General features: G+C 71.7%; 16 protein-coding genes and 1 pseudogene. 13 read left to right on the top strand and 4 right to left on the bottom strand.

Going from position 1 to position 19,793, the window contains the following annotated elements:
* Positions 1-132 precede the first annotated feature (132 nt).
* The gene (locus ACIP93_RS34070) at positions 133-2,556 is read right to left on the bottom strand and encodes a bifunctional SulP family inorganic anion transporter/carbonic anhydrase (protein ID WP_401765541.1); all 2,424 of its coding nucleotides are present in this window, start codon (positions 2,554-2,556) and stop codon (positions 133-135) included.
* A gap of 289 nt (positions 2,557-2,845) precedes the next feature.
* Here ACIP93_RS34070 and ACIP93_RS34065 point away from each other — a divergent pair, with 289 nt between their 5' ends.
* The gene (locus ACIP93_RS34065; protein WP_401765539.1) at positions 2,846-4,132 is read left to right on the top strand and encodes a hypothetical protein; all 1,287 of its coding nucleotides are present in this window, start codon (positions 2,846-2,848) and stop codon (positions 4,130-4,132) included.
* A gap of 97 nt (positions 4,133-4,229) precedes the next feature.
* Here ACIP93_RS34065 and ACIP93_RS34060 read toward each other — a convergent pair whose 3' ends face one another.
* Positions 4,230-5,222: an ATP-binding protein gene (locus ACIP93_RS34060; protein WP_345220328.1), complete on the bottom strand. Its 993-nt coding sequence runs from the start codon at positions 5,220-5,222 to the stop codon at positions 4,230-4,232.
* Positions 5,223-5,334: 112 nt separating this feature from the next.
* Here ACIP93_RS34060 and ACIP93_RS34055 point away from each other — a divergent pair, with 112 nt between their 5' ends.
* Positions 5,335-6,162, top strand: coding sequence for an oxidoreductase (locus ACIP93_RS34055; protein WP_401765536.1), 828 nt, complete (start codon positions 5,335-5,337; stop codon positions 6,160-6,162).
* Positions 6,163-6,631: 469 nt separating this feature from the next.
* Here the strand turns inward: ACIP93_RS34055 and ACIP93_RS34050 are convergent, their stop codons facing one another.
* Positions 6,632-7,480 carry an HAD-IB family hydrolase gene (locus ACIP93_RS34050; RefSeq protein WP_345220321.1) on the bottom strand — a complete coding sequence of 283 codons (849 nt, stop codon included), beginning with the start codon at positions 7,478-7,480 and terminating at the stop codon, positions 6,632-6,634.
* A gap of 463 nt (positions 7,481-7,943) precedes the next feature.
* On the opposite strand from ACIP93_RS34050, the gene ssd reads away from it, so the two are divergent.
* From ssd to ACIP93_RS34015, 7 genes and pseudogenes are all read left to right on the top strand, one after another.
* Positions 7,944-9,065, top strand: coding sequence for a septum site-determining protein Ssd (gene ssd, locus ACIP93_RS34045; protein ID WP_401765532.1), 1,122 nt, complete (start codon positions 7,944-7,946; stop codon positions 9,063-9,065).
* On the top strand, positions 9,044-10,195 hold the full coding sequence (locus tag ACIP93_RS34040; RefSeq protein ID WP_401765529.1) for a TadA family conjugal transfer-associated ATPase: 1,152 nt from the start codon (positions 9,044-9,046) through the stop codon (positions 10,193-10,195). The genes ssd and ACIP93_RS34040 overlap by 22 nt, the downstream gene beginning before the upstream one ends.
* Before the next feature lie 5 nt (positions 10,196-10,200).
* Positions 10,201-11,055, top strand: coding sequence for a type II secretion system F family protein (locus tag ACIP93_RS34035; RefSeq protein ID WP_401765664.1), 855 nt, complete (start codon positions 10,201-10,203; stop codon positions 11,053-11,055).
* A complete protein-coding gene (locus tag ACIP93_RS34030; protein WP_401765526.1) occupies positions 11,052-11,840 on the top strand; it encodes a type II secretion system F family protein in 789 nt (262 codons plus the stop codon). Before ACIP93_RS34035 ends, ACIP93_RS34030 begins: the two co-directional genes overlap by 4 nt.
* Positions 11,841-11,890: 50 nt before the next feature.
* Entirely contained in the window at positions 11,891-12,112 is a 222-nt protein-coding gene (locus tag ACIP93_RS34025) for a DUF4244 domain-containing protein (protein WP_345220311.1), read from the top strand.
* 28 nt (positions 12,113-12,140) lie between these two features.
* A complete protein-coding gene (locus tag ACIP93_RS34020) occupies positions 12,141-12,470 on the top strand; it encodes a TadE family type IV pilus minor pilin (RefSeq protein WP_401765523.1) in 330 nt (109 codons plus the stop codon).
* A pseudogene (locus ACIP93_RS34015) lies at positions 12,467-12,748 on the top strand (Rv3654c family TadE-like protein); the annotation flags it as partial. The gene ACIP93_RS34020 and the pseudogene ACIP93_RS34015, both read left to right, overlap by 4 nt.
* A gap of 99 nt (positions 12,749-12,847) precedes the next feature.
* Here the strand turns inward: ACIP93_RS34015 and ACIP93_RS34010 are convergent.
* The gene (locus ACIP93_RS34010) at positions 12,848-15,220 is read right to left on the bottom strand and encodes a DEAD/DEAH box helicase (protein ID WP_401765520.1); all 2,373 of its coding nucleotides are present in this window, start codon (positions 15,218-15,220) and stop codon (positions 12,848-12,850) included.
* A gap of 163 nt (positions 15,221-15,383) precedes the next feature.
* Here ACIP93_RS34010 and ACIP93_RS34005 point away from each other — a divergent pair, with 163 nt between their 5' ends.
* The 4 genes from ACIP93_RS34005 to ACIP93_RS33990 all read left to right on the top strand — a co-directional run bounded on the left by ACIP93_RS34005 (position 15,384) and on the right by ACIP93_RS33990 (position 19,751).
* Complete coding sequence (locus ACIP93_RS34005; protein ID WP_189826890.1) at positions 15,384-15,737, top strand: STAS domain-containing protein; 354 nt, start codon at positions 15,384-15,386, stop codon at positions 15,735-15,737.
* A gap of 182 nt (positions 15,738-15,919) precedes the next feature.
* Positions 15,920-16,369 (top strand): ATP-binding protein, encoded by a 450-nt coding sequence (locus ACIP93_RS34000; RefSeq protein ID WP_401765518.1) that lies wholly within the window; start codon positions 15,920-15,922, stop codon positions 16,367-16,369.
* A 191-nt stretch (positions 16,370-16,560) separates the two neighbouring features.
* Positions 16,561-19,029: a sodium-translocating pyrophosphatase gene (locus tag ACIP93_RS33995; protein WP_401765515.1), complete on the top strand. Its 2,469-nt coding sequence runs from the start codon at positions 16,561-16,563 to the stop codon at positions 19,027-19,029.
* Positions 19,030-19,229: 200 nt separating this feature from the next.
* Entirely contained in the window at positions 19,230-19,751 is a 522-nt protein-coding gene (locus ACIP93_RS33990; protein WP_345220299.1) for a small secreted protein, read from the top strand.
* Positions 19,752-19,793: the final 42 nt, after the last annotated feature.

The following is a 19,793-nucleotide window of genomic DNA, read 5'->3' as shown; positions in this document are numbered from 1 at the left end:
TGACAAGAGCCATCCGGCAATTGGTTTAGACCTGTTGGCGGGCATGGCGCCGGTACGGCCCCCGCCGCGGTCGTGCGGAGGGGGCCGTACGGTCTCACGTATGCGAACCGCGGAAGGTTCACGGTGCACCCATCAGGCGCTGAGATCCTCCAGCTCCGTGTGCGACGACGGCGCGACACGGTCGAAGACCTCGCTGGTCTCCCCGACCCCTGCCCCGTCGACCAGCAGGTACGCCTGGGCCTCGCCCACGTGGAAGTACATCCCGTGCAGCTCCAGCGTGCCCTCCGCGAGCCGGCGCTTCACCGATTCGTGGCTCCTCAGGTGCTCCAACTGCTGCACCACGTTGGTCAGGCACAGCTGCTCCACCACATCGGTGGGCAGCCGCCCGGAGATCCGCGCCCACGGGTGGTGACGGCTCTTCATGCGTCGCAGACTCGGCGTGCCGTGCCGCAGCCAACGGCGCAGCGGGGTGTCCGCCCCGCCCTCGGCGGGCCCGTTCAGCAGGGCCTGCATCGCTCCGCACCCCGAGTGCCCGCAGATGGTGATCGACTCGACCTCCAGCACGTCCACCGCGTACTCGATGGCCGCGGCCACCGAGTCGTCCCCGCTCTCCGAACCGGGCGGCGGAACCAGGTTTCCCACGTTCCGTACGGTGAAGAGGTCGCCCGGACCGCTGGACGTGATCATGCTCGTCACCAGCCGGGAGTCCGCGCAGGTGAGGAAGAGCTGCGAGGGGCTCTGGCCCTCGCGCGCGAGGCGGGCCAGCTCCTCGCGCACCAGCGGCGCGGTGTTGCGCTGGAACGCGCTGAGCCCACTGGCCAGTTGACGCGTCCCCGACGGGCGCGTCACCGCCTGGGCCGCGTGGTCGACGGCGGCGTGCCCGGGGGAGTTGTGCTCGTCGCAGTGGTGATTGCGCCAGGGCGTCCAGGGGCGGCAGCAGGTGTGCGCCACGCCCGTCACGGGCCCGGCGAGGCGGCTGCCCGACCGGCCGGTGACCTCGACCCTTCCGCCCTGCGCGACATGGCTGTCCTGCCAGGTCTGCAGCGTTTCGTACGCGGCGTGGTCCATGAAGGACCCGTCCAGCTCCACCACCGCGTGCGCCCCTTCGGGCACCTGGCCCAGCGTCCGGCTCAGCCGGGGGACGGCCAGGAAGGTCAACTGCCCGCGCGCCCGCACGTGGTGGACGCCGTCGGCCGTGGTCTCGACGACGATGCGGGTCTTGGCCAGCCGGTGCAGCGCGACCGCGACCGCGACGGCGATTCCGAGTGCCACACCCTCCAGGACGCCGAGCACGACGACACCGGCGACCGTGGTGGCGTACACCAGGAATTCGCGGTGTTTGTGGACGTTGCGGATGTGGGCGAAGCTCACCATCTGGATGCCGACCATCATCACCAGGGCGGCCAGTGCCGCCAGTGGAATCCACTCCAGTACGCCGACCAGCAGCACGGAGGCGAGCAGCACCCACACCCCGTGCAGCACGGTGGCCGCCCGGCTGACCGCGCCCGTACGGACGTTGGCCGTGCTGCGCACGGCGCCTCCGGAGAGCGGCAGGCCACCGAGCATGCCGGAGACCATGTTCGAGATTCCCTGACCGCGCAGCTCGCGGTCCAGGTCCGAGCGCGGTACGGGCGGGGTGCCCGGTACGAGGGGCCGCTCGGCGGCCAGCTTGTCCACGGCGACCACGGACAGCAGTGACTCCAGACTCGCCACCAGCGTCACGGTCAGCACCGCCGCGATCAGGCCCAGTACCGGTCCCTCCGGCATCCGGGGCAGCGCGTGACTGCTCCAGGAGGGCAGGTCGACACGGGTGATCGAGGGGGCCGCGACGGCGGCGACCGCGGTGGCGATCGCGACGGAGGCCAGGGCGGCGGGGGTCTTGCGCAGGAACCTTCCCGCACGACCCGGCAGACGCGGCCACAGGATCAGTACGGCGATGGTGAGCGCGCCGATCAGTGGCGCGGCCGGGCCCAGGTTCGCCAGTTGTCCGGGCAGGGCGAGGGCGTTGGCCGTGGCGGAGCTCTCGGGCGATCCGCCGAGCACGATGTGCAGTTGGGCGAGCGCGATGGCGACGCCGATGCCGGCGAGCGTGCCGTGCACGATGGCCGGGCTGACGGCGAGGGCGCCGCGGGCGGCCCGCAGCGAGCCGAGCAGGATCTGCACGAAACCGGCACAGATGACGATGCCGCAGGTGGTGCGCCAGCCGTACTGCTGGATGAGACCTGCGGTCACGACGGTCAGTCCGGCGGAAGGGCCGCTGACCAGGAGGGGCGAGCCGCCGAGGAGACCGGCGACGATGCCGCCGACGGCGGCGCCGATCAGGCCCGCGGCCAGCGGCGCGTCGATGGCGACAGCCAGGCCCAGTGACATGGGAACGGCGATCAGGAACACGGTGATCGACGCGGCGAGGTCACCGCCGGCGATCCTGAAGCGGGCCCGGTGGGGCTTCTTGCCGTCCTGGCCGTCACCGGACGGCGGGCTGTGCGGGCGGTTGAACCGTGAGGCTCGGGTGGTGCGAGAGGTGTGTTCGGGGCGAGTGGGTACGCAAGCAGTCATTGCTCTTGTCTCCTCCGGGGCAGCGCGGTCGCGGAACTGAGGTGTCGCGGCCGTGGATCACGGCGTGCAGCGGGGGACTCGTAAAACTCTCGGTAAACGAATCGTAATTCAGAGTAAAGATCTGCGGGTTGGTTTGCGGGTAAATGGCCTATTTGTTCACCCAAACCGGTGATTAAGTATTTCAGGCGGCTTGTCGCATATGACGACTTCTGGGTGCGTGCGAGGTTTGCCGCGCCGTTTCGGCCGAGGCGGACATCGCGGGATCCAGACCGAGAAAGAGGGTGGGCGGATGATGGCCGCCACGAAGAGAACTGCCTTCGGCGTCACTGCCGCCGCACTGACCCTGACCGCCCTCGCCGGGTGTTCCGGGTCGGAGCCCCCGGCGAAGCAGGGGGCGCACGGCGCGAAGCGGGTCCCCGCCGCCGCTCCCAACGGCCCGGTCCGCCTGATCGGTGACGGTTCGACCGCGTACACCGGCGCCCAGCCGCTCCAGCCCCTGCCGAAGAAGCTGGCGCCGGGAGAGAAGCCGCCGCAGTTCGTGGTCTTCTCCTGGGACGGCGCGGGCGAGGACAGCCAGCGGCTGTTCTCCCACTTCCGCAAGGTGGGACAGCGGTACAACGCGACGATGACGTACTTCCTCAGCGGCGTCTATCTGCTGCCCGAGGCCAAGAAGAACCTCTACGACCCGCCGCAGCACTCCACCGGACGCTCCGACATCGGCTTCAACGACGTCAAGGGAATCAAGGACACCGTGGAGCAGATCCGCGGCGCCTGGTTCGAGGGCAACGAGATCGGCACCCACTTCAACGGTCACTTCTGCGGCAAGGACGGCGGGGTCGGCACCTGGTCGAAGGAGGAGTGGAAGAGCGAGATCGCCCAGGCCAAGTCCTTCGTCAAGAACTGGAAGTCCAACGCCGCCCTCAAGGACGTCAAGCCGCTGCCCTTCGATTACGAGAAGGAACTCGTCGGCGCCCGCACGCCCTGCCTGGAGGGCCGCAAGAACTTCCTGCGCGCCGCTGCCGAGACGGGCTTCCGCTACGACACCAGTGGCGTCAACGACCAGGTCTGGCCCAAGAAGCGGGGCAAGCTCTGGGACCTGTCGATGCAGCTCGTACCGGTGCCGGGGAGGGCCTTCCAGACCCTCTCCATGGACTACAACTTCTACATGAACCAGTCGGGCGCGGCCCGCGGTGACGAGAGCAAGCACGCGTACTGGGGCAACCAGATGCGCGACGGCCTGCTGCAGGCCTTCGAGCGCTCGTACCGGGGCAACCGCGCCCCGCTGATCATCGGCAACCACTTCGAGTCCTGGAACGGTGGCACGTACATGCGCGCCGTCGAGGACACCATCAAGGCGGTCTGCACCCAGCGCGGCGTGAAGTGCGTGTCCTTCCGCCAGCTCGCGGACTGGCTGGACGCCCAGGACCCGCAGGTCCTGGCCAAGCTGCGCACCCTGAAGGTCGGCCAGGCCCCGAAGACGGGCTGGGCGACCTTCCTGAACCCGGCCGCCGCCCAGCCCGCGACGCACGTCCCGGGCGGGCACGCCCCGGCCGCTTCGTCGGCCGAGCGGCACTGACCGGTTTCCACGCCGGCTGAACGGAACCGACTCGTTCCTGCGCCGGCCGAACCGAACCGATCCGTTCCTACGCTGACTGAACGGAACCGACCTGTTCCTACGCCGGCTGAGCGGCACTGACCGCCAGGCGTTCGTCCAGTACGAAGGCCGGGTCGACCTGGGCAGCCAGGTCGGCACCGGTCTTCGCGTTGCCCCAGCTCTCCGCGTTCTTCAAGTGGAAGTGGACCATCTGCCGGGTGTAGCGCTCCCAGTCGCGGTGCGCGTAGCTGTCCTCGGCGGCGTCCTGGAGGACCTGGAGGCCCTGTCGGTTCTCCGCCTCCAGCAGCTCGAAGCGGGACGGGCGGCCCTTCTCCATGGCCCGCACCCAGTCCGAGTGGCCCACCGTGACGAGGAGGTCGTCGCCGACCTCGTCGCGCAGGAAGTCCAGGTCGTCCTGGCCCTGCACCTTGTTGCCGACGACCTTGAGCGCGATGCCGTAGTCCCGGGCGTACTCCTTGTACTGGCGGTAGACGGAGACGCCCTTGCGGGTCGGCTCGGCCACCAGGAACGTCATGTCGAAGCGGGTAAACATGCCCGAGGCGAAGGAGTCCGAGCCCGCCGTCATGTCGACGACGACGTACTCGTCGGGGCCGTCGAGCAGGTGGTTCAGGCACATCTCGACCGCGCCGACCTTGGAGTGGTAGCAGGCCACGCCGAGGTCCGACTCGGTGAAGGGGCCGGTCGCCATCAGCCGGATCTCGCCGTCGTCGAGGGTCACCGGGCGCGCGCACGCGTCGTACACCGGGTTGTCCTCGCGCACCCGCAGCAGGCGGGAGCCCTCGCCGGGCGGGGTCGTCTTGATCATCGTCTCGGCAGAGGCGATGCGGGGGTTGGTGCCGCGCAGGTAGTCCTTGATGAGCGGGAGGTGCGCGCCCATGGCGGGCAGCGCGGCGGACTCGTCCTCGCTGAGTCCCAGTGCCGCGCCCAGGTGCTGGTTGATGTCGGCGTCGACGGCGACGACCGGGGCTTCGTTGGCCGCGAGGTGGCGGATGAACAGCGAGGACAGCGTGGTCTTGCCACTGCCGCCCTTCCCGACGAAAGCGATCTTCATGTTCACCAAGGGTAGGCGCACAGACGCGCTGCGTGTGCGACCGAAGTGAAGAAGACCACTCCAAGGTGGTGCGGAAGGGGGCGCGGCGGAACGGTGCGTACGCTCCCTACTTATGAGTACGAACGCTGATCCGCTCGCGGCGCTGGGCGCCCTGCCCGGCGTGCCCGAGGCCGTCGACTCCGTACGCAAGGCGGTCGACCGGGTGTACGGACACCGCGTCATGCGGCGCAGGAGCAATGCGATCACCGGCGAGGCGGCGCTGCGCGGCTCGCGCGGTTCGGCGGCGCTCTCCGGTGCGGACTGGGCGCTGGAAGAGGTGCGGCGGCGTACCGACTTCAGCGGTGACGCCGAGGCCCGGGTGATCGGCGGGGCGCTGCGGCTCACCGCGGAGGCCGGTCAGCTCCTGTCCATCTGGCGGCAGTCGCCGTTGCGGGTGCTGGCCAGGCTGCACCTGGTGGCGGCCGGTGGCGCGGGCGTCGAGGACGAGCTGGTGGGGCGGCCCAGGCTGGCGGGCGAGCCGGTCGACGAACCGCTGATCGAGTTGCCGCTGCCGGGTGCGGATGAGGTCGCGGGGCGGCTGGAAGGGCTGTCGCAACTGATCATCGCGGGCGGGGCGGCCGCTCCGGCGCTGGTCACGTCGGCGGTCGTGCACGGCGAGCTGCTCGCGCTGCGGCCGTTCGGCTCGCACAACGGCCTCGTCGCGCGTGCCGCCGAGCGCATCGTGCTGATCAACAGCGGACTCGACCCGAAGTCGGTCTGCCCGGCCGAGGTCGGCCACGCGGAACTGGGGCGTGCGGAGTACGTCGCCGCTCTGGAGGGATACGCGTCCGGTACGCCCGAGGGTGTCGCGGCGTGGATCACCCACTGCGGGCGTGCGGCCGAACTGGGCGCGCGTGAGTCGATGGCGGTCTGCGAGGCGCTCCAGCGCGGCGCCGCCTGAGGGCTGCGGGAGCGGATCTGCGCCCGGGAGCGGATCTGTACCCGGGCGCGGTGGATCGCCGCTCCGGGGGCGGCTGACCGCGAGCCGGCGCGGGCGGATGGTCACTCCGGGAACAAAGATGCGGCGGTACCAGACTTCGGTACCGCCGCTGGCATGTCCGTCGAGTTACCAAGCGTCCTCGAAATGTTGCCCATCAGGTCGGGATCTTCGCCCGTGGCCTGGTGCGGCTGGCCCGTAATCGACGGGTCGACGTCGCGTGGGTGCTCGGCTTCCATGCGCGGTCCGTGGGGCCGTATTGCGTAGCAGGTGATCCTCGCGGATGGCCTTGGTCTCGCGGGCCGTTGACTCCTTTGTACTCCCGTTCCCGAAGGAGCGAAAGCCCTGGAAACGCTTCTTTACTTTTACTCTCAAATACGGGCAAAGCCGCGAGCGTGAACACGGGCGAAGCCGTGAGGGCGAAGAGGCGGCATCAACCGGTGACGACCGTCCGGCGGCGGCTGGCGTACCAGACGAGACCGGCGGTGGCGGCGGCCGCGCCCACCGCTGCCGCCGCCATCAGCGCGGGGCGCGGCGGCATCGACAGGCCGGGCAGGCGCTGCTTGAGACGGACGGGGCGGTTGAAGACGAGAACCGGCCATTCCCGGGCGGTGGCCTCGCGGCGCAGCGCGCGGTCCGGATTGACCGCGTGGGGGTGGCCGACGGACTCCAGCATCGGCACGTCGGTCGCCGAGTCGCTGTACGCGTAGCAGCGCGTCAGGTCGTACCCCTCGGAGGCGGCGAGTTCCTTCACGGCCTCCGCCTTGGTCGGGCCGTACGCGTAGTACTCCACCTCCCCGGTGAAGCAGCCGTCGTCGCCGACGACCATCCGGGTGGCCACCACCCGGTCGGCGCCGAGCAGTTCACCGATCGGTTCGACCACCTCCGCGCCGGACGTCGAAACGATCACCACGTCGCGGCCGGCCGCGTGGTGCTCCTCGATGAGGGAGGCGGCCTCGTCGTAGATGATCGGGTCGATCAGGTCGTGCAGGGTCTCGGCGACGATCTCCCGCACCTGCTGGACGTTCCAGCCCGTGCAGAGGGCCGAGAGGTATTTGCGCATCCCTTCCATCTGGTCGTGGTCCGCGCCGCCCGCCAGGAAGACGAACTGCGCGTAGGCCGTTCGCAGAACGGCGCGGCGGTTGATCAGCCCGCCTTGGTAGAAGGACTTGCTGAAGGTCAGCGTGCTCGACTTCGCAATGACGGTCTTGTCCAGGTCGAAGAAGGCAGCGGTGCGGGGCAGCGAGTGGTTTTCCACGAGCCGAGCATAGAACCCCGCCATTCGGCGTACGCTGGGGCGCGTGGGTTTGCCTGAGAAGGCTCTCGGGTACACCATGGAAGTCACGGATCGTTCGCGACCGTGCTACCCCGGTTCGGCTCCTCCCCCCCCGAGTCGAACCGTGGCAGACGACCCCCGCTCTCCCCCCCGGCGGGGGTCGTCGCATGTCCGGATGGTTTTTCCGGGGCCTCGGCGGCCTTCGATCCTCGCTCATCGCGCGACTCCCTCCTCTGTGCCCGCGCGTCCGCGCCGGGCTCCTGTCTCCCCAACTCGTGACTCTGCGTAGTCGTTCCGCTCCCCTTGGAAGTCGCTGGTATGGGTGAGCGGAATATTCACAACCGCGGAGTTGTCCACAGTTTTTGAGCAAGATCCACTTGATTTCCCGGATCGCTGCACGGTGATTCCCCACCGCGAACTTCGCGGATGTCGGAATCGCTTGAGAGCGCAGTGAGAGGGGGCGGAGATCGTGGCTGGACCGATCACACCCGACCGCTTGTCGGCCGCCGAAGAGGGGCGGGGCGGACCGCTGATCGTCACCGAGGACGTGGAACTCCTCGACGATCTGCTGAGATTGTGCGCCGCGGCCGGCGCGGAACCGGAAGTCCATCACGGCCTGCCGGAACGGCAGGGGAGCTGGGAAGCCGCTCCGATCGTGCTCGTCGGCGACGACGCGGCCCCGCGGGTGCGCGGCGCGGTGCGCAGACGGGGCGTCATGCTCGTCGGCCACGACCAGGACGACCCGGACGTCTGGCGGCGGGCCGTCGAGATCGGCGCGGACTACGTGCTGCGGCTGCCCGACGCCGAGAACTGGCTCGTGAACCAGCTCGCCGACGCGGCGGAGGGCGTCGGCGGACCGGCGCTCACCGTCGGGGTGATGGGCGGGCGAGGCGGAGCCGGTGCTTCCACCCTGGCCTGCGCCCTGGCCGTCACGGCGGCGCGCACCGGCCGCCGCACGATGCTCGTCGACGGCGACCCGCTCGGCGGCGGCCTGGACGTCCTGCTCGGCGGAGAGAGCGCCCAGGGCATGCGCTGGCCGGATTTCGCCGCCTCCCGGGGCCGGGTGGCGAGCGCCGCCCTGGAGGAGTCGCTGCCGAGGCTGCACGACCTCCGGGTGCTCAGCTGGGACCGCAGCGACACCGTGGCGATCCCGCCCGAGGCGATGCGGGCGGTGCTGGCCGCCGCACGGCGCGCCGGTGGTGTGGTGGTCGTGGACCTGCCGCGCCGGGTGGACGAGAGCGTCGCCGAGGCGCTGGCGCAGTTGGATCTGGGGCTGCTCGTGGTGCCCGGCGAGCTGCGGGCGGTCGCCGCCGCCCGCCGGGTCGCCGCCTCGGCCTCGATGGTGCTGGGCGACCTGCGGACCGTCGTGCGCGGGCCCTATACGGCCGGGCTCGACGAGGAGTGGGTGGCGAAGGCCCTGGACCTGCCGCTGGTGGGCGAGCTCCCGGCCGAGCCCGGCCTCTGGGACGCGCTCGCGGACGGGGAGCCGCCGGGCGGCAGTCCGCGCGGACCGCTGGCCAGGTTCTGCACGGCCTTCTGGGAGCGGGCACTCGTGGGGGGTGCGTCCGGATGGGCGCGACCGTACTGCTGAACGCTGTGCGCCGGCGGCTCGCGGAGTCCGGGGCCGAGCCGACGCCCGCCAGGGTGGCCGCCGCGCTGCGGGCCCAGGGACGGCTGCTGGGGGATGCCGAAGTGCTGGGGGCGGCGGCCGAGTTGCGGAACGAGTTGGTGGGCGCGGGGCCGTTGGAGCCGCTGCTCGCCGACCCCTCGGTGAGTGATGTGCTGGTGTCCGCGCCGGACCGGGTGTGGGTGGACCGCGGGGCGGGGCTGGAACTGGCCGACGTGACCTTTGAGGACGCGGCCGCGGTGCGCAGGTTGGCGCAGCGGCTCGCGTCCGTCGCCGGGAGGCGGCTGGACGACGCCAGGCCCTGGGTGGACGCGCGGCTGCCGGACGGGACGCGGATGCACGCCGTGCTGCCGCCGGTGGCCGTGGGCGGGACCTGTCTGTCGCTGCGGGTGGTGCGGCCGAAGGCCTTCCGGCCGGAGGAGCTGGTGACGGCGGGGACGGTTCCGCCCGGCGGTGACGTCCTGCTCCGGGCGCTGGTCGAGGCCAGGCTGTCGTACCTGATCAGTGGGGGTACGGGGGCGGGCAAGACGACTCTGCTGTCGGCTCTGCTCGGGCTGGTGGGCAGACAGGAGCGGATCGTCCTGGCCGAGGACTCGGCCGAGTTGCGGCCCGACCACCCGCATGTGGTGCGGCTGGAGTCCCGCCCGCCGAATCAGGAGGGGGCCGGCCGGGTCACCCTGCGGGACCTGGTGCGCCAGGCGCTGCGGATGAGGCCCGACCGGCTGGTCGTCGGGGAGGTGCGCGGGGCCGAGGTGACGGACTTGCTGGCCGCCCTGAACACCGGGCACGAAGGCGGTGCGGGCACCCTCCACGCGAATGCGGCGGCCCATGTTCCGGCTCGGCTGGAGGCGTTGGGGACGGCCGCCGGGCTCGACCGGGCCGCGTTGCACAGCCAGGTGTCGGCCGCGTTGTCGGTGCTGCTGCATCTCGTACGGGACCGCGAGGGCCGACGCCGGCTCGCCGAGGTGCACGTCCTGGAACGGGACGCCGCCGGGCTCGTGGTGACCGTGCCCGCGCTGCGGTGGGGTCCGGACGGGTTCGTACGGGAACGGGGCTGGCCCCGGCTGCGCGAGCTGATCGGGGGTGCCTGGTGAACCCGTTGGGGCCGGCCGCGTACGCGGCGATGGTGTGCGCCGGGCTGGCGGCCTGGCTGCTGGTCGGCTGGGAGCACGGGTTGCGCAGGGCCCGGCTCGTGGTGGCCGGGGGCGCGGCGCAGGAGGCGCGGCCCGCGCCGTGGGAGCGGTTGTGGGAGGCGGTACGGGCCCGGGGACGGCCGGAGTGGTGGTGCGTGCCCGCGGCGGGTGTCGTCGCGGTGCTGGGGGAGTCGGTGATTCCGCTGGCGCTGGGGGCGGTGGCCGTGCCGGTGGTCGGCCGGCGGCTGCGGGAGCGGGAGTCGGGCCGGGAGCGGGAGCGGCGCGAGGAGCGGGTGATCGCGCTGTGCGGGGCGGTGACCGGGGAGTTGCGGGCCGGGAGCCAGCCGGGGCGGGCCCTGTTCGTCGCGGCGGCGGACACCGGAGGCCTGGGGGAGACGGAGGCCGAGGTGCTGGCGGCGGCGCGGTTCGGGGGAGATGTGCCCACCGCGTTGCACCGGGCCGCGCGGGAGCCGGGCGCCGAAGGGCTGGTCGGGGTGGCCGTGTGCTGGCAGGTGGCGGTGGGCAGCGGGGCGGGGCTCGCCGCCGGGCTCGACCGGCTGGAGGCGGCGCTGCGGGCCGAGCGGGACCGGCGGGAGCTGTTGCGGGCCCGGCTGTCCGGGGCCTGGTCGACGGTCGGACTGCTGGCGCTGCTGCCGGTGGTGGGTGTGCTGATCGGGAGCGCGATGGGCGCGGACCCGCTGCGGGTGCTGCTGCACACGCCGCTGGGGCTCGGCTGCCTGGCGGTCGGCGGGTTGTTGGAGGCGGCGGGTCTGCTGTGGGCCCGCCGGATCGTACGGAGCGGAGAGGGGGAGGGCGCGTGAACGGGGAGGTCGTCCACAGGCTGGGGGCGGTGGTGTCCGCTGCGGCGGCCGTGGGGTGCCTGGCCTTCGCGGTGACGGGCAGGCGCCGGGAGCGGGAGGCCAGACGGCGGCTCGTGACGCTGCTGGCGGTCGAGGCGGCGCTGGCGGGACGGCGGCGCGGGGACCTCGGGGCCGCAACGGCGTGGGCGCGGGGCTGGGGCGGACCGGCGGCGGCAGTGGTGGCCGGCTGGGTGCTGGTGGGCGGGGTGTGGGGATGCCTCGTCGGGGCGATGGCCGGAGCCGGGGTGCGCAGGTGGCTGCGGGGGCGGCAGACGAAGGGGGCAACGGCAGCGGAGGACGCGGCGGTGGTACGGCAACTGCCTCTCGCCGCCGACCTGATGGCGGCCTGCGTGGCGGCGGGGGCGGGGCCGGGGGAGGCGGCCAGGGCGGTCGGGGAGTCGCTCGGCGGGCCGGTCGGGGAGCGGTTGGCGCACGCGGCGGCGGAGCTGCGTCTCGGGGGTGAGCCGGCCCAGGCGTGGGGGCGGCTGGGGGCGATACCGGGCGCCGCCGGACTGGCCAGGTGCCTGGCGCGGTCCGGCCTCAGCGGGGCTCCGGCCGCAGCACCGGTGGCCCGGGTCGCGGACTGGCTCCGTGCGGAACGGGCCCGTAGGGCGGAGGCCGGGGCGAACAGGGCGGCCGTGCTGATCGTCGCACCGCTGTCGCTCTGCTTCCTGCCCGCCTTCCTGGTGGTGGGAGTGGTTCCGGTGGTGATCGGACTGGCGGAGGGGCTGCTGGGCGGTGTGTGACGCAAGGGACTTCGAGCAACTCAAGTGGTGTGTGACTTCGGGAGGTTGAGATGTGGAAGACGATGCGGGTGCGGGCGGCGTGGGGGCTGGTCCGGGTGCGGCGGCGGCTGCGGAGTCCGGGCGGCGACGCGGGGATGAGCACCTCGGAGTACGCGGTCGGGACGATCGCCGCGTGTGCCTTCGCGGCGGTGCTCTACAAGGTCGTCACCAGCGGGGCGGTCTCGGGGGCGTTGCAGGCGGCGGTGCAGAGGGCCCTCGATGTGCAGTTCTGAGGGGCGTCGGGGCGCGGACCGGGGATATGTGACCGCCGAGGCGGCGTTGGCGCTGCCGGTGCTGGTGCTTTTCGGGATGGCGCTGGTGTGGGCGCTGCTGGCGGCCTGCGCGCAGATCCAGTGCGTGGACGCCGCCCGGGCCGGGGCGCGGGCGGCGGCCCGGCAGGAACCGCGGGCCGCGTCGGAGGCCGCGGTCCGGCAGGCGGCGCCGGACGGGGCGAGGGTCGGGTTCCGGCGGGAGGGCGATCTGGTGCGGGTGGTGGTGGAGGCCGCCGCACCGGGGCCCGGGGCGCTGGGCCTGACGCTGCGGGCCGAGGCGGTGGCGTTGGCGGAGGAGACGGTGGAGGCCCGGACATGAGGCGGCCGTGGCGTGGGCGGGAGGCGGATCGCGGATCGGCGACGGTGTGGGTGCTGGGCGTGGTGGCGCTGCTCGGGGTGGTGTGCGCGGGGGTGCTGGCCATGGGGCAGGCGGTGCTGGCCCGGCACCGGGCCGGGGCCGGAGCAGATCTGGCGGCGCTGGCGGCGGCGACGGAGTGGACGCGGGGCGAGCGGGCGGCGTGCGGGAGGGCGGCCGAGGTGGCCCGGGCGCAGGGGGTGCGGGTGGTGCGGTGTGCGGTGCGGGGCGAGGTCGCGGACGTCTCGGTGGCGGCGGGGGCGGGGCCGTACGAGGCGGTGGTGAGGGCACGGGCGGGTCCTGGGGGCCCGGACGAGCGGGGTGGGCGGTGGGCCGGGCGGCTAAGCGGGGGCCGCGTTCAGGAGGGTGGTGAGGAGGCGGAGGGCGCCGCGTTTGTGGAGGGGTTCGTTGCCGTTGCCGCATTTCGGGGACTGGACGCAGGAGGGACAGCCCGCGTCGCACTCGCAGGAGGCGATGGCCTCGCGGGTGGCGGTGAGCCAGGCACGGGCCGTGTGGAAGCCGCGCTCGGCGAAGCCCGCTCCGCCCGGGTGGCCGTCGTACACGAAGACCGTGGGCAGCAGGGTGTCCGGGTGGAGGGGGATGGAGACGCCGCCGATGTCCCAGCGGTCGCAGGTGGCGAAGAGCGGAAGGAGGCCGATGGCGGCGTGCTCGGCGGCGTGCAGGGCGCCCGGGAGGATCTCCGGGGTGAGGCCGGCGGTGTCGAGGTCGTCCTCGGTGAGGGTCCACCAGACGGCACGGGTGCGCAGCGTGCGGGGCGGGAGGTCGAGTTTGGTCTCGCCCAGGACCTCGCCGGTGATCAGTTTGCGACGGAGGAAGGAGACCACCTGGTTGGTGACCTCGACGGAGCCGAAGTGGAGGCGGGCGGCGCCCCAGGGGACGGACTCGTCGGTGGAGAGGATGGAGATGGCGGTCGTGTCGCGGGCGGTCGTGGAGTAGGGCGGGGCGGCCTCCTCGACGAGGGCGGCGGAGTCTTCGAGGTCGAGGCGGCGCACGAGGTAGCTGCGGCCCTGGTGGAGGTGGACCGCGCCCTCGTGGACGGAGGTGTGGGCCGCTTCGGCGTCGACCGTGCCGAGCAGGCGGCCGGTGGACTCCTCGACGATCTGGACGGGGTTTCCCCCGCCGCCGCGGATGTCGGCCAGGTCGGCGGCCCGCTCGCGACGGGTCCAGTACCAGGACGTGCCCCGGCGGCGCAGCAGGTTCGCCGCCTCGAGGGACGGCAGGAGCGGTTCGGCGGCGGGGCCGAAGAGGGTGAGATCGGAGGAGGTGAGGGGAAGTTCGGCGGCGGCCGCGCACAGGTGGGGAGCCAGGACGTACGGGTTGTCGGGGTCGAGGACCGTGGACTCGACCGGCTGGTCGAAGAGGGCCTCGGGATGGTGCGCCAGATAGGTGTCCAGGGGGTCGTCGCGGGCGATCAGGATCGCCAGGGCCCCGCCGCCGGAACGGCCCGCGCGGCCGGCCTGCTGCCAGAGGGAGGCGCGGGTGCCGGGGTATCCGGCGATGAGGACGGCGTCCAGGCCGGAGACGTCGATGCCGAGTTCGAGGGCCGTGGTGGCGGCCAGGCCGAGGAGTTCGCCGGAGTGCAGGGCCGCTTCGAGGGCCCGGCGTTCCTCGGGGAGATATCCGCCCCGGTAGGCGGCCACCCGGCGGGGCAGGAAGCGGTCGGAGCGGTCGGCGAGGCGCTCCTTGGCGATCAGGGAGATCAGCTCCGCCCCGCGACGGGAGCGCACGAAGGCGACTGTGCGGGTGTTGTGGAGAACCAGGTCGGTGAGGAGGTCGGCGGTCTCGGCGGTGGCGGTGCGCCGGACAGGGGCGTTGTTCTCGCCGTGGAACTCGGTGAGGGGAGGCTCCCACAGGGCGAAGACCAGTTCGCCGCGGGGTGAGGCGTCGTCGGCGACCTCGCGGACGGGCAGCCCGGTCAGGCGGCTCGCGGCGATCGCCGGTTCGGCGGAGGTGGCCGAGGCGAGGAGGAAGACCGGGTCGGCGCCGTACCGCTCGCAGAGGCGGCGCAGACGTCGTACGACCTGGGCGACGTGAGAGCCGAAGACGCCCCGGTAGGTGTGGCACTCGTCGATGACGACGTAGCGCAGGGCCTTGAGGAAGGAGGACCAGCGGGGGTGGGACGGGAGGATGCCCCGGTGCAGCATGTCGGGGTTGGTGAGGACCAGGTTGGCGTACTGGCGCACCCACTCGCGTTCCTCGACCGGGGTGTCCCCGTCGTAGACCGCCGGGCGGACCGCGTTGCCCAGCGGGGCCGCCAGGGCCTTCACCGCGCGGCGCTGGTCGGCGGCCAGGGCCTTGGTGGGCGCCAGGTAGAGGGCGGTGGCCCCCCGGCCGTTGGGGGCCTCGGAGCCGTCGAGCAGGGCGCTGAGGACCGGGGCGAGGTAGGCGAGCGACTTGCCCGACGCGGTTCCTGTGGCGATCACCACTGATTCGCCGTCCAGGGCGTGCTCGGCGGCTTGTGCCTGGTGGGCCCAGGGGTCCCGCACGCCGGCTGCCTCGATCGCCGCGATCACCTCGCTGCGGATCCGGTCCGGCCACACCGCATGGGTGCCCTCCCGCGCGGGCAGGTGCTCCGTATGAGTGACGCGAGCGGCCCGGCTCTCCCCTGCGGAGAGACGGGCGAGGACCTCGCCGGGAGACAGGGTCTGGGCCCTGCTCCGGGGAGGTCGTCCAGGACGGGAATTCGTGGCCATCACCGCCGAGTGTGTCACTGGCGTGACGGACAATGGTCCCAAGGCGTCGTGCTCGCCTGCTGGTAAGTGATTGAATGCGTTTCGCGGCTGGCGTTCCGTCCTCTGGCTCCGCCGGGGAGACCTCAGGGGGGCGGCCGCTCGATAGCAAGGTGCTGGAGGATCCGTGGACCTGTCCCTGTCGACTCGCAACGTGAACGGCCCCAACGGCGACCGTACGGTCGTCGAGGTCGGTGGCGAGATTGATGTGTATACCGCGCCCAAGCTGCGCGAGCAGTTGGTCGAGTTGGTGAACGACGGCAGTTACCACCTGGTCGTCGACATGGAGGCCGTGGACTTCCTCGACTCCACCGGACTCGGCGTGCTCGTGGGCGGACTGAAGCGTGTGCGTGCCCACGAGGGCTCGCTGCGCCTGGTCTGCAACCAGGAGCGCATTCTCAAGATCTTCCGGATCACCGGACTGACCAAGGTGTTCCCGATCCACACGACGGTCGACGAGGCCGTCGCGGCGGCCGACTGACATCTGGTCCGTCCGCCGGGAAGCACGCCCGCCCCATGTGGGCGTGCGACGCCCTCACCGGCGTGGCAGTACGCGCCGCCCACCGGCGTGAACACAAGCTCAGAGCAGTACGACGCGGGGTGCCGGGCCTCACCGCCCGGCCTCTCGCGGATGCACGCCCGTACGTCCTAGGGGGATGCGCAATGGCCACCGTGGAACTCCGTTTCAGCGCCCAGCCCGAGCACGTCAGGACGGCCCGCCTCGTGGCGGCCGCCGTGGCGCGTCGGGCCGGGGTCGACGAGGCGGTGCTGGACGAGGTCCGGCTCGCGGTGGGCGAGGCGTGCTCCCGGGCCGTGGGCCTGCACCGTACGAACAACATCACCGCACCGGTGAAGGTCGCGCTGACCGAGGAGGAGAAGACCTTCTCCATCGAGGTCAGCGACGAGGTGCCGGCACCGGGTGATCCGGTCCCCGGGGCGCGTGGCGCAGCGGGGACGGGGGCGCGCGGGACGGAACTCGAAGCGGACGCCGAGGACGACATGGGCCTCGCCGTCATCAGTGGACTCGTCGACGACCTCGAAGTCGTCGGCGGGGAAAGCGGCGGTTCGATCCGGATGAGCTGGCCCACCGCTTCCGCGGTGGTAATGCCCTGAAGGCATTCTGCGTGCGACATCTTTCCTGAATATTCGAAAGGCCCTGCTGAGCAGGGTCTTTCGTTTTTTCCGGAGCATTTCAATATCGTTCTCCGGGATTGGTGAAAGATCCCTTCAACGGCGGTCTGTTGAGATCAGCTTCCGCTCCCTAGAATCCGTCCATCTTGAGCTCTGCGCGTCAAGGAGGACGAATGGCGGGACTCTTCAACTCCCCACAGTCCGATCACTTCTCGAACCTCGCGGTCTCCCTCACCGACGACAACCGGCTGATCGTGATCGTCATCGCGGCCGTCGCGATCGCCGCACTGATCGTCGCCCGGCTGCTGGTGCGGCAGGTGCTGGCGGCCGACGAGGGCACCGAATCCATGAAGGAGATCGCCGCCGCGGTGCAGGAAGGCGCGAATGCCTATCTGATGCGGCAGTTGCGCACTCTGGGGATCTTCGCGGTAGTGGTGGTATTCCTGTTGCTGCTGCTTCCGGCGGACAACACCTCGCAGCGGATGGGGCGTTCACTGTTCTTCCTCGTGGGCGCGGTTTTCTCGGCGGCCACCGGTTACATCGGAATGCGGTTGGCCGTACGCAGCAATGTGCGCGTCGCGGCTGCCGCGCGGGAAGCGACTCCTGCGCCCGGTGAGGCGGAAAAGGATCTCAAAACCGTCTCCCACAAAGCGATGAAGATTGCTTTTCGCACCGGCGGCGTCGTCGGGATGATCACCGTGGGCCTCGGTCTGCTCGGTGCGGCCGTCGTCGTCCTCGTGTACGCCGCCGACGCCCCCAAGGTCCTGGAGGGCTTCGGGCTGGGAGCGGCCCTCATCGCGATGTTCATGAGGGTCGGCGGCGGCATCTTCACCAAGGCCGCCGACGTCGGCGCCGACCTTGTCGGCAAGGTGGAACAGGGCATTCCGGAGGACGATCCGCGCAATGCCGCCACCATCGCGGACAACGTGGGCGACAACGTCGGCGACTGCGCGGGCATGGCGGCCGACCTCTTCGAGTCGTACGCCGTCACGCTCGTCGCCGCGCTGATCCTGGGCATGGCGGCCTTCGGCGACGCGGGGCTCGCGTTCCCGCTGATCGTCCCCGCGATCGGGGTGGTCACCGCCATGATCGGCATCTTCGCCGTCGCGCCGAGGCGGGCCGACCGCAGCGGCATGACCGCGATCAACCGCGGTTTCTTCGTCTCCGCCGTGATCTCGCTGGTGCTGGTCGCCGTGGCCGTCTTCCTCCACCTGCCGTCGTCGTACCGGGAACTGACCGGCGCGGACGCGTCCGTGGCCGGGCACGGAGGCGATCCGCGGATGCTGGCGCTGGTGGCCGTGGCCATCGGCATCGTGCTGGCCGCACTGATCCAGCAGCTCACCGGGTACTTCACGGAGACCACCCGGCGGCCGGTGCGCGACATCGGCAAGTCGTCGCTGACCGGGCCCGCGACCGTGGTCCTCGCGGGCATCTCGATCGGGCTGGAGTCCGCCGTCTACACCGCGCTGCTCATCGGACTCGGTGTGTACGGAGCGTTCCTGCTCGGCGGTACGTCGATCATCCTGGCCCTCTTCGCGGTCGCCCTGGCCGGGACCGGGCTGCTCACCACCGTCGGCGTCATCGTCGCCATGGACACCTTCGGGCCGGTCTCCGACAACGCGCAGGGCATCGCCGAGATGTCCGGTGACGTGACGGGCGCGGGCGCGCAGGTGCTCACCGACCTGGACGCCGTGGGCAACACGACCAAGGCCATCACCAAGGGGATCGCCATCGCGACGGCCGTGCTGGCCGCCGCCGCGCTCTTCGGCTCGTACCGGGACGCCATCCTGGGCGCGGCGAAGAAGGCGGGCGTCGTGACCGGCGGCGAGGGCACCCCGGTCAACCTCTCCATGGACATCTCGCAGCCCAACAACCTGGTCGGGCTGATGCTCGGCGCCGCGGTCGTCTTCCTCTTCTCGGGGCTGGCGATCAACGCGGTGTCCCGGTCGGCGGGAGCGGTGGTCTTCGAGGTGCGGCGGCAGTTCCGCGAGCACCCCGGGATCATGGACTACACGGAGAAACCGGAGTACGGGCGGGTCGTCGACATCTGTACGAAGGACGCGCTCAGGGAACTGGCGACGCCCGGCCTGCTGGCCGTCATGGCCCCGATCGCGGTCGGCTTCACCTTCGGCGTCGGCGCGCTCGGCTCGTACCTGGCCGGCGCGATCGGCGCGGGCACGCTGATGGCCGTCTTCCTCGCGAACTCCGGCGGGGCCTGGGACAACGCCAAGAAGCTCGTCGAGGACGGGCACCACGGCGGCAAGGGCAGCGAGGCGCACGCCGCGACGGTGATCGGCGACACGGTCGGCGACCCGTTCAAGGACACCGCCGGCCCGGCCATCAACCCGCTGCTGAAGGTGATGAACCTGGTGGCGCTGCTGATCGCACCCGCCGTGGTGCAGTTCAGCTTCGGCGTCGACGCCAGCCCGTGGGTGCGGGCCGTCGTCGCGGTCATCGCCTTCGGGGTGATCGTCGGTGCGGTGTACGTGTCCAAGCGGCGCGGCATCGTGATGGGCGACGAGGCCGGGGGCGACGCGACGGGCGGCGGCGGCGCCGGTGGTGACGAAGGCAACGCGGCGGCGGTCCCCCCGCAGGCCGAGCCCTCCGTGCCGACGCGGGCGGTGCCGCAGGCGAACGCGTAACGGCAGGTCAGGAAGCGGACGGGCGGCGCGTGGTGACGTGCCGTCCGTTCGTCCGCGCCGGAGCCCGGAAGGGGGCGCACGCCCGGCGCGTTCTTGGTGCAAATGGCTTCAATGCCGGAGGAATGGGAAGCCCGACACGCGGTAGTAGGCCACTTGGCGTGTATGTTCCGGGGCCGAGAACCTTGGAAGGGACCAATCCGGTGAACAAGAAGCTTGCAGCCGCGCTGTCCGGCGGTGCGGTACTCGTGATGACGGCGACGCTCTCGGGCTGCGGGGACGACGCCGAGGACAAGGCCAAGGACTGGTCCGCGTCGTACTGCCCCAAGGAGAAGGCGGCCGTCGAGAAGGCCACCAAGGCGGAGAAGCTCATCAGCTCCGTCGCCGCCGACGGCAAGCCCGAAGAGCTCAAGAAGGTCGACATCCAGGCCTTCCAGATGTACGGCGACGCGGCCCGGGACAGGATCAAGGCGCTCAAGGACGCCGGGGTCCCGCCGGTCGAGAACGGTGAGCGCGACCACAAGGAAATGATCAAGAACCTGGACGCCAGGGCGAAGGCCTACGACGAACTGAAGAAGCAGGCGGAGGCGCTGGACCCGGAGTCGAAGGAGTTCCCGAAGGCCCTCGACAAGATCGGCGCGGACCTCGGGAAGGCGGACAAGCTGCCCGCGCCGAAGATCTTCTGCCCGAGCTCGAACGCGGGGACGACGACGGGCGCGTCGTAGCCCGTCCCGGGGCGGGGCTGCCGTGATTGTCAGAGGCAGCGG

The sequence above is a fragment of the Streptomyces sp. NPDC088745 genome (assembly GCF_044751045.1).
In the GTDB taxonomy this organism is placed as follows: Bacteria; Actinomycetota; Actinomycetes; order Streptomycetales; family Streptomycetaceae; genus Streptomyces; species Streptomyces cremeus.
This window is presented reverse-complemented; position numbering and strand designations above follow the sequence as displayed.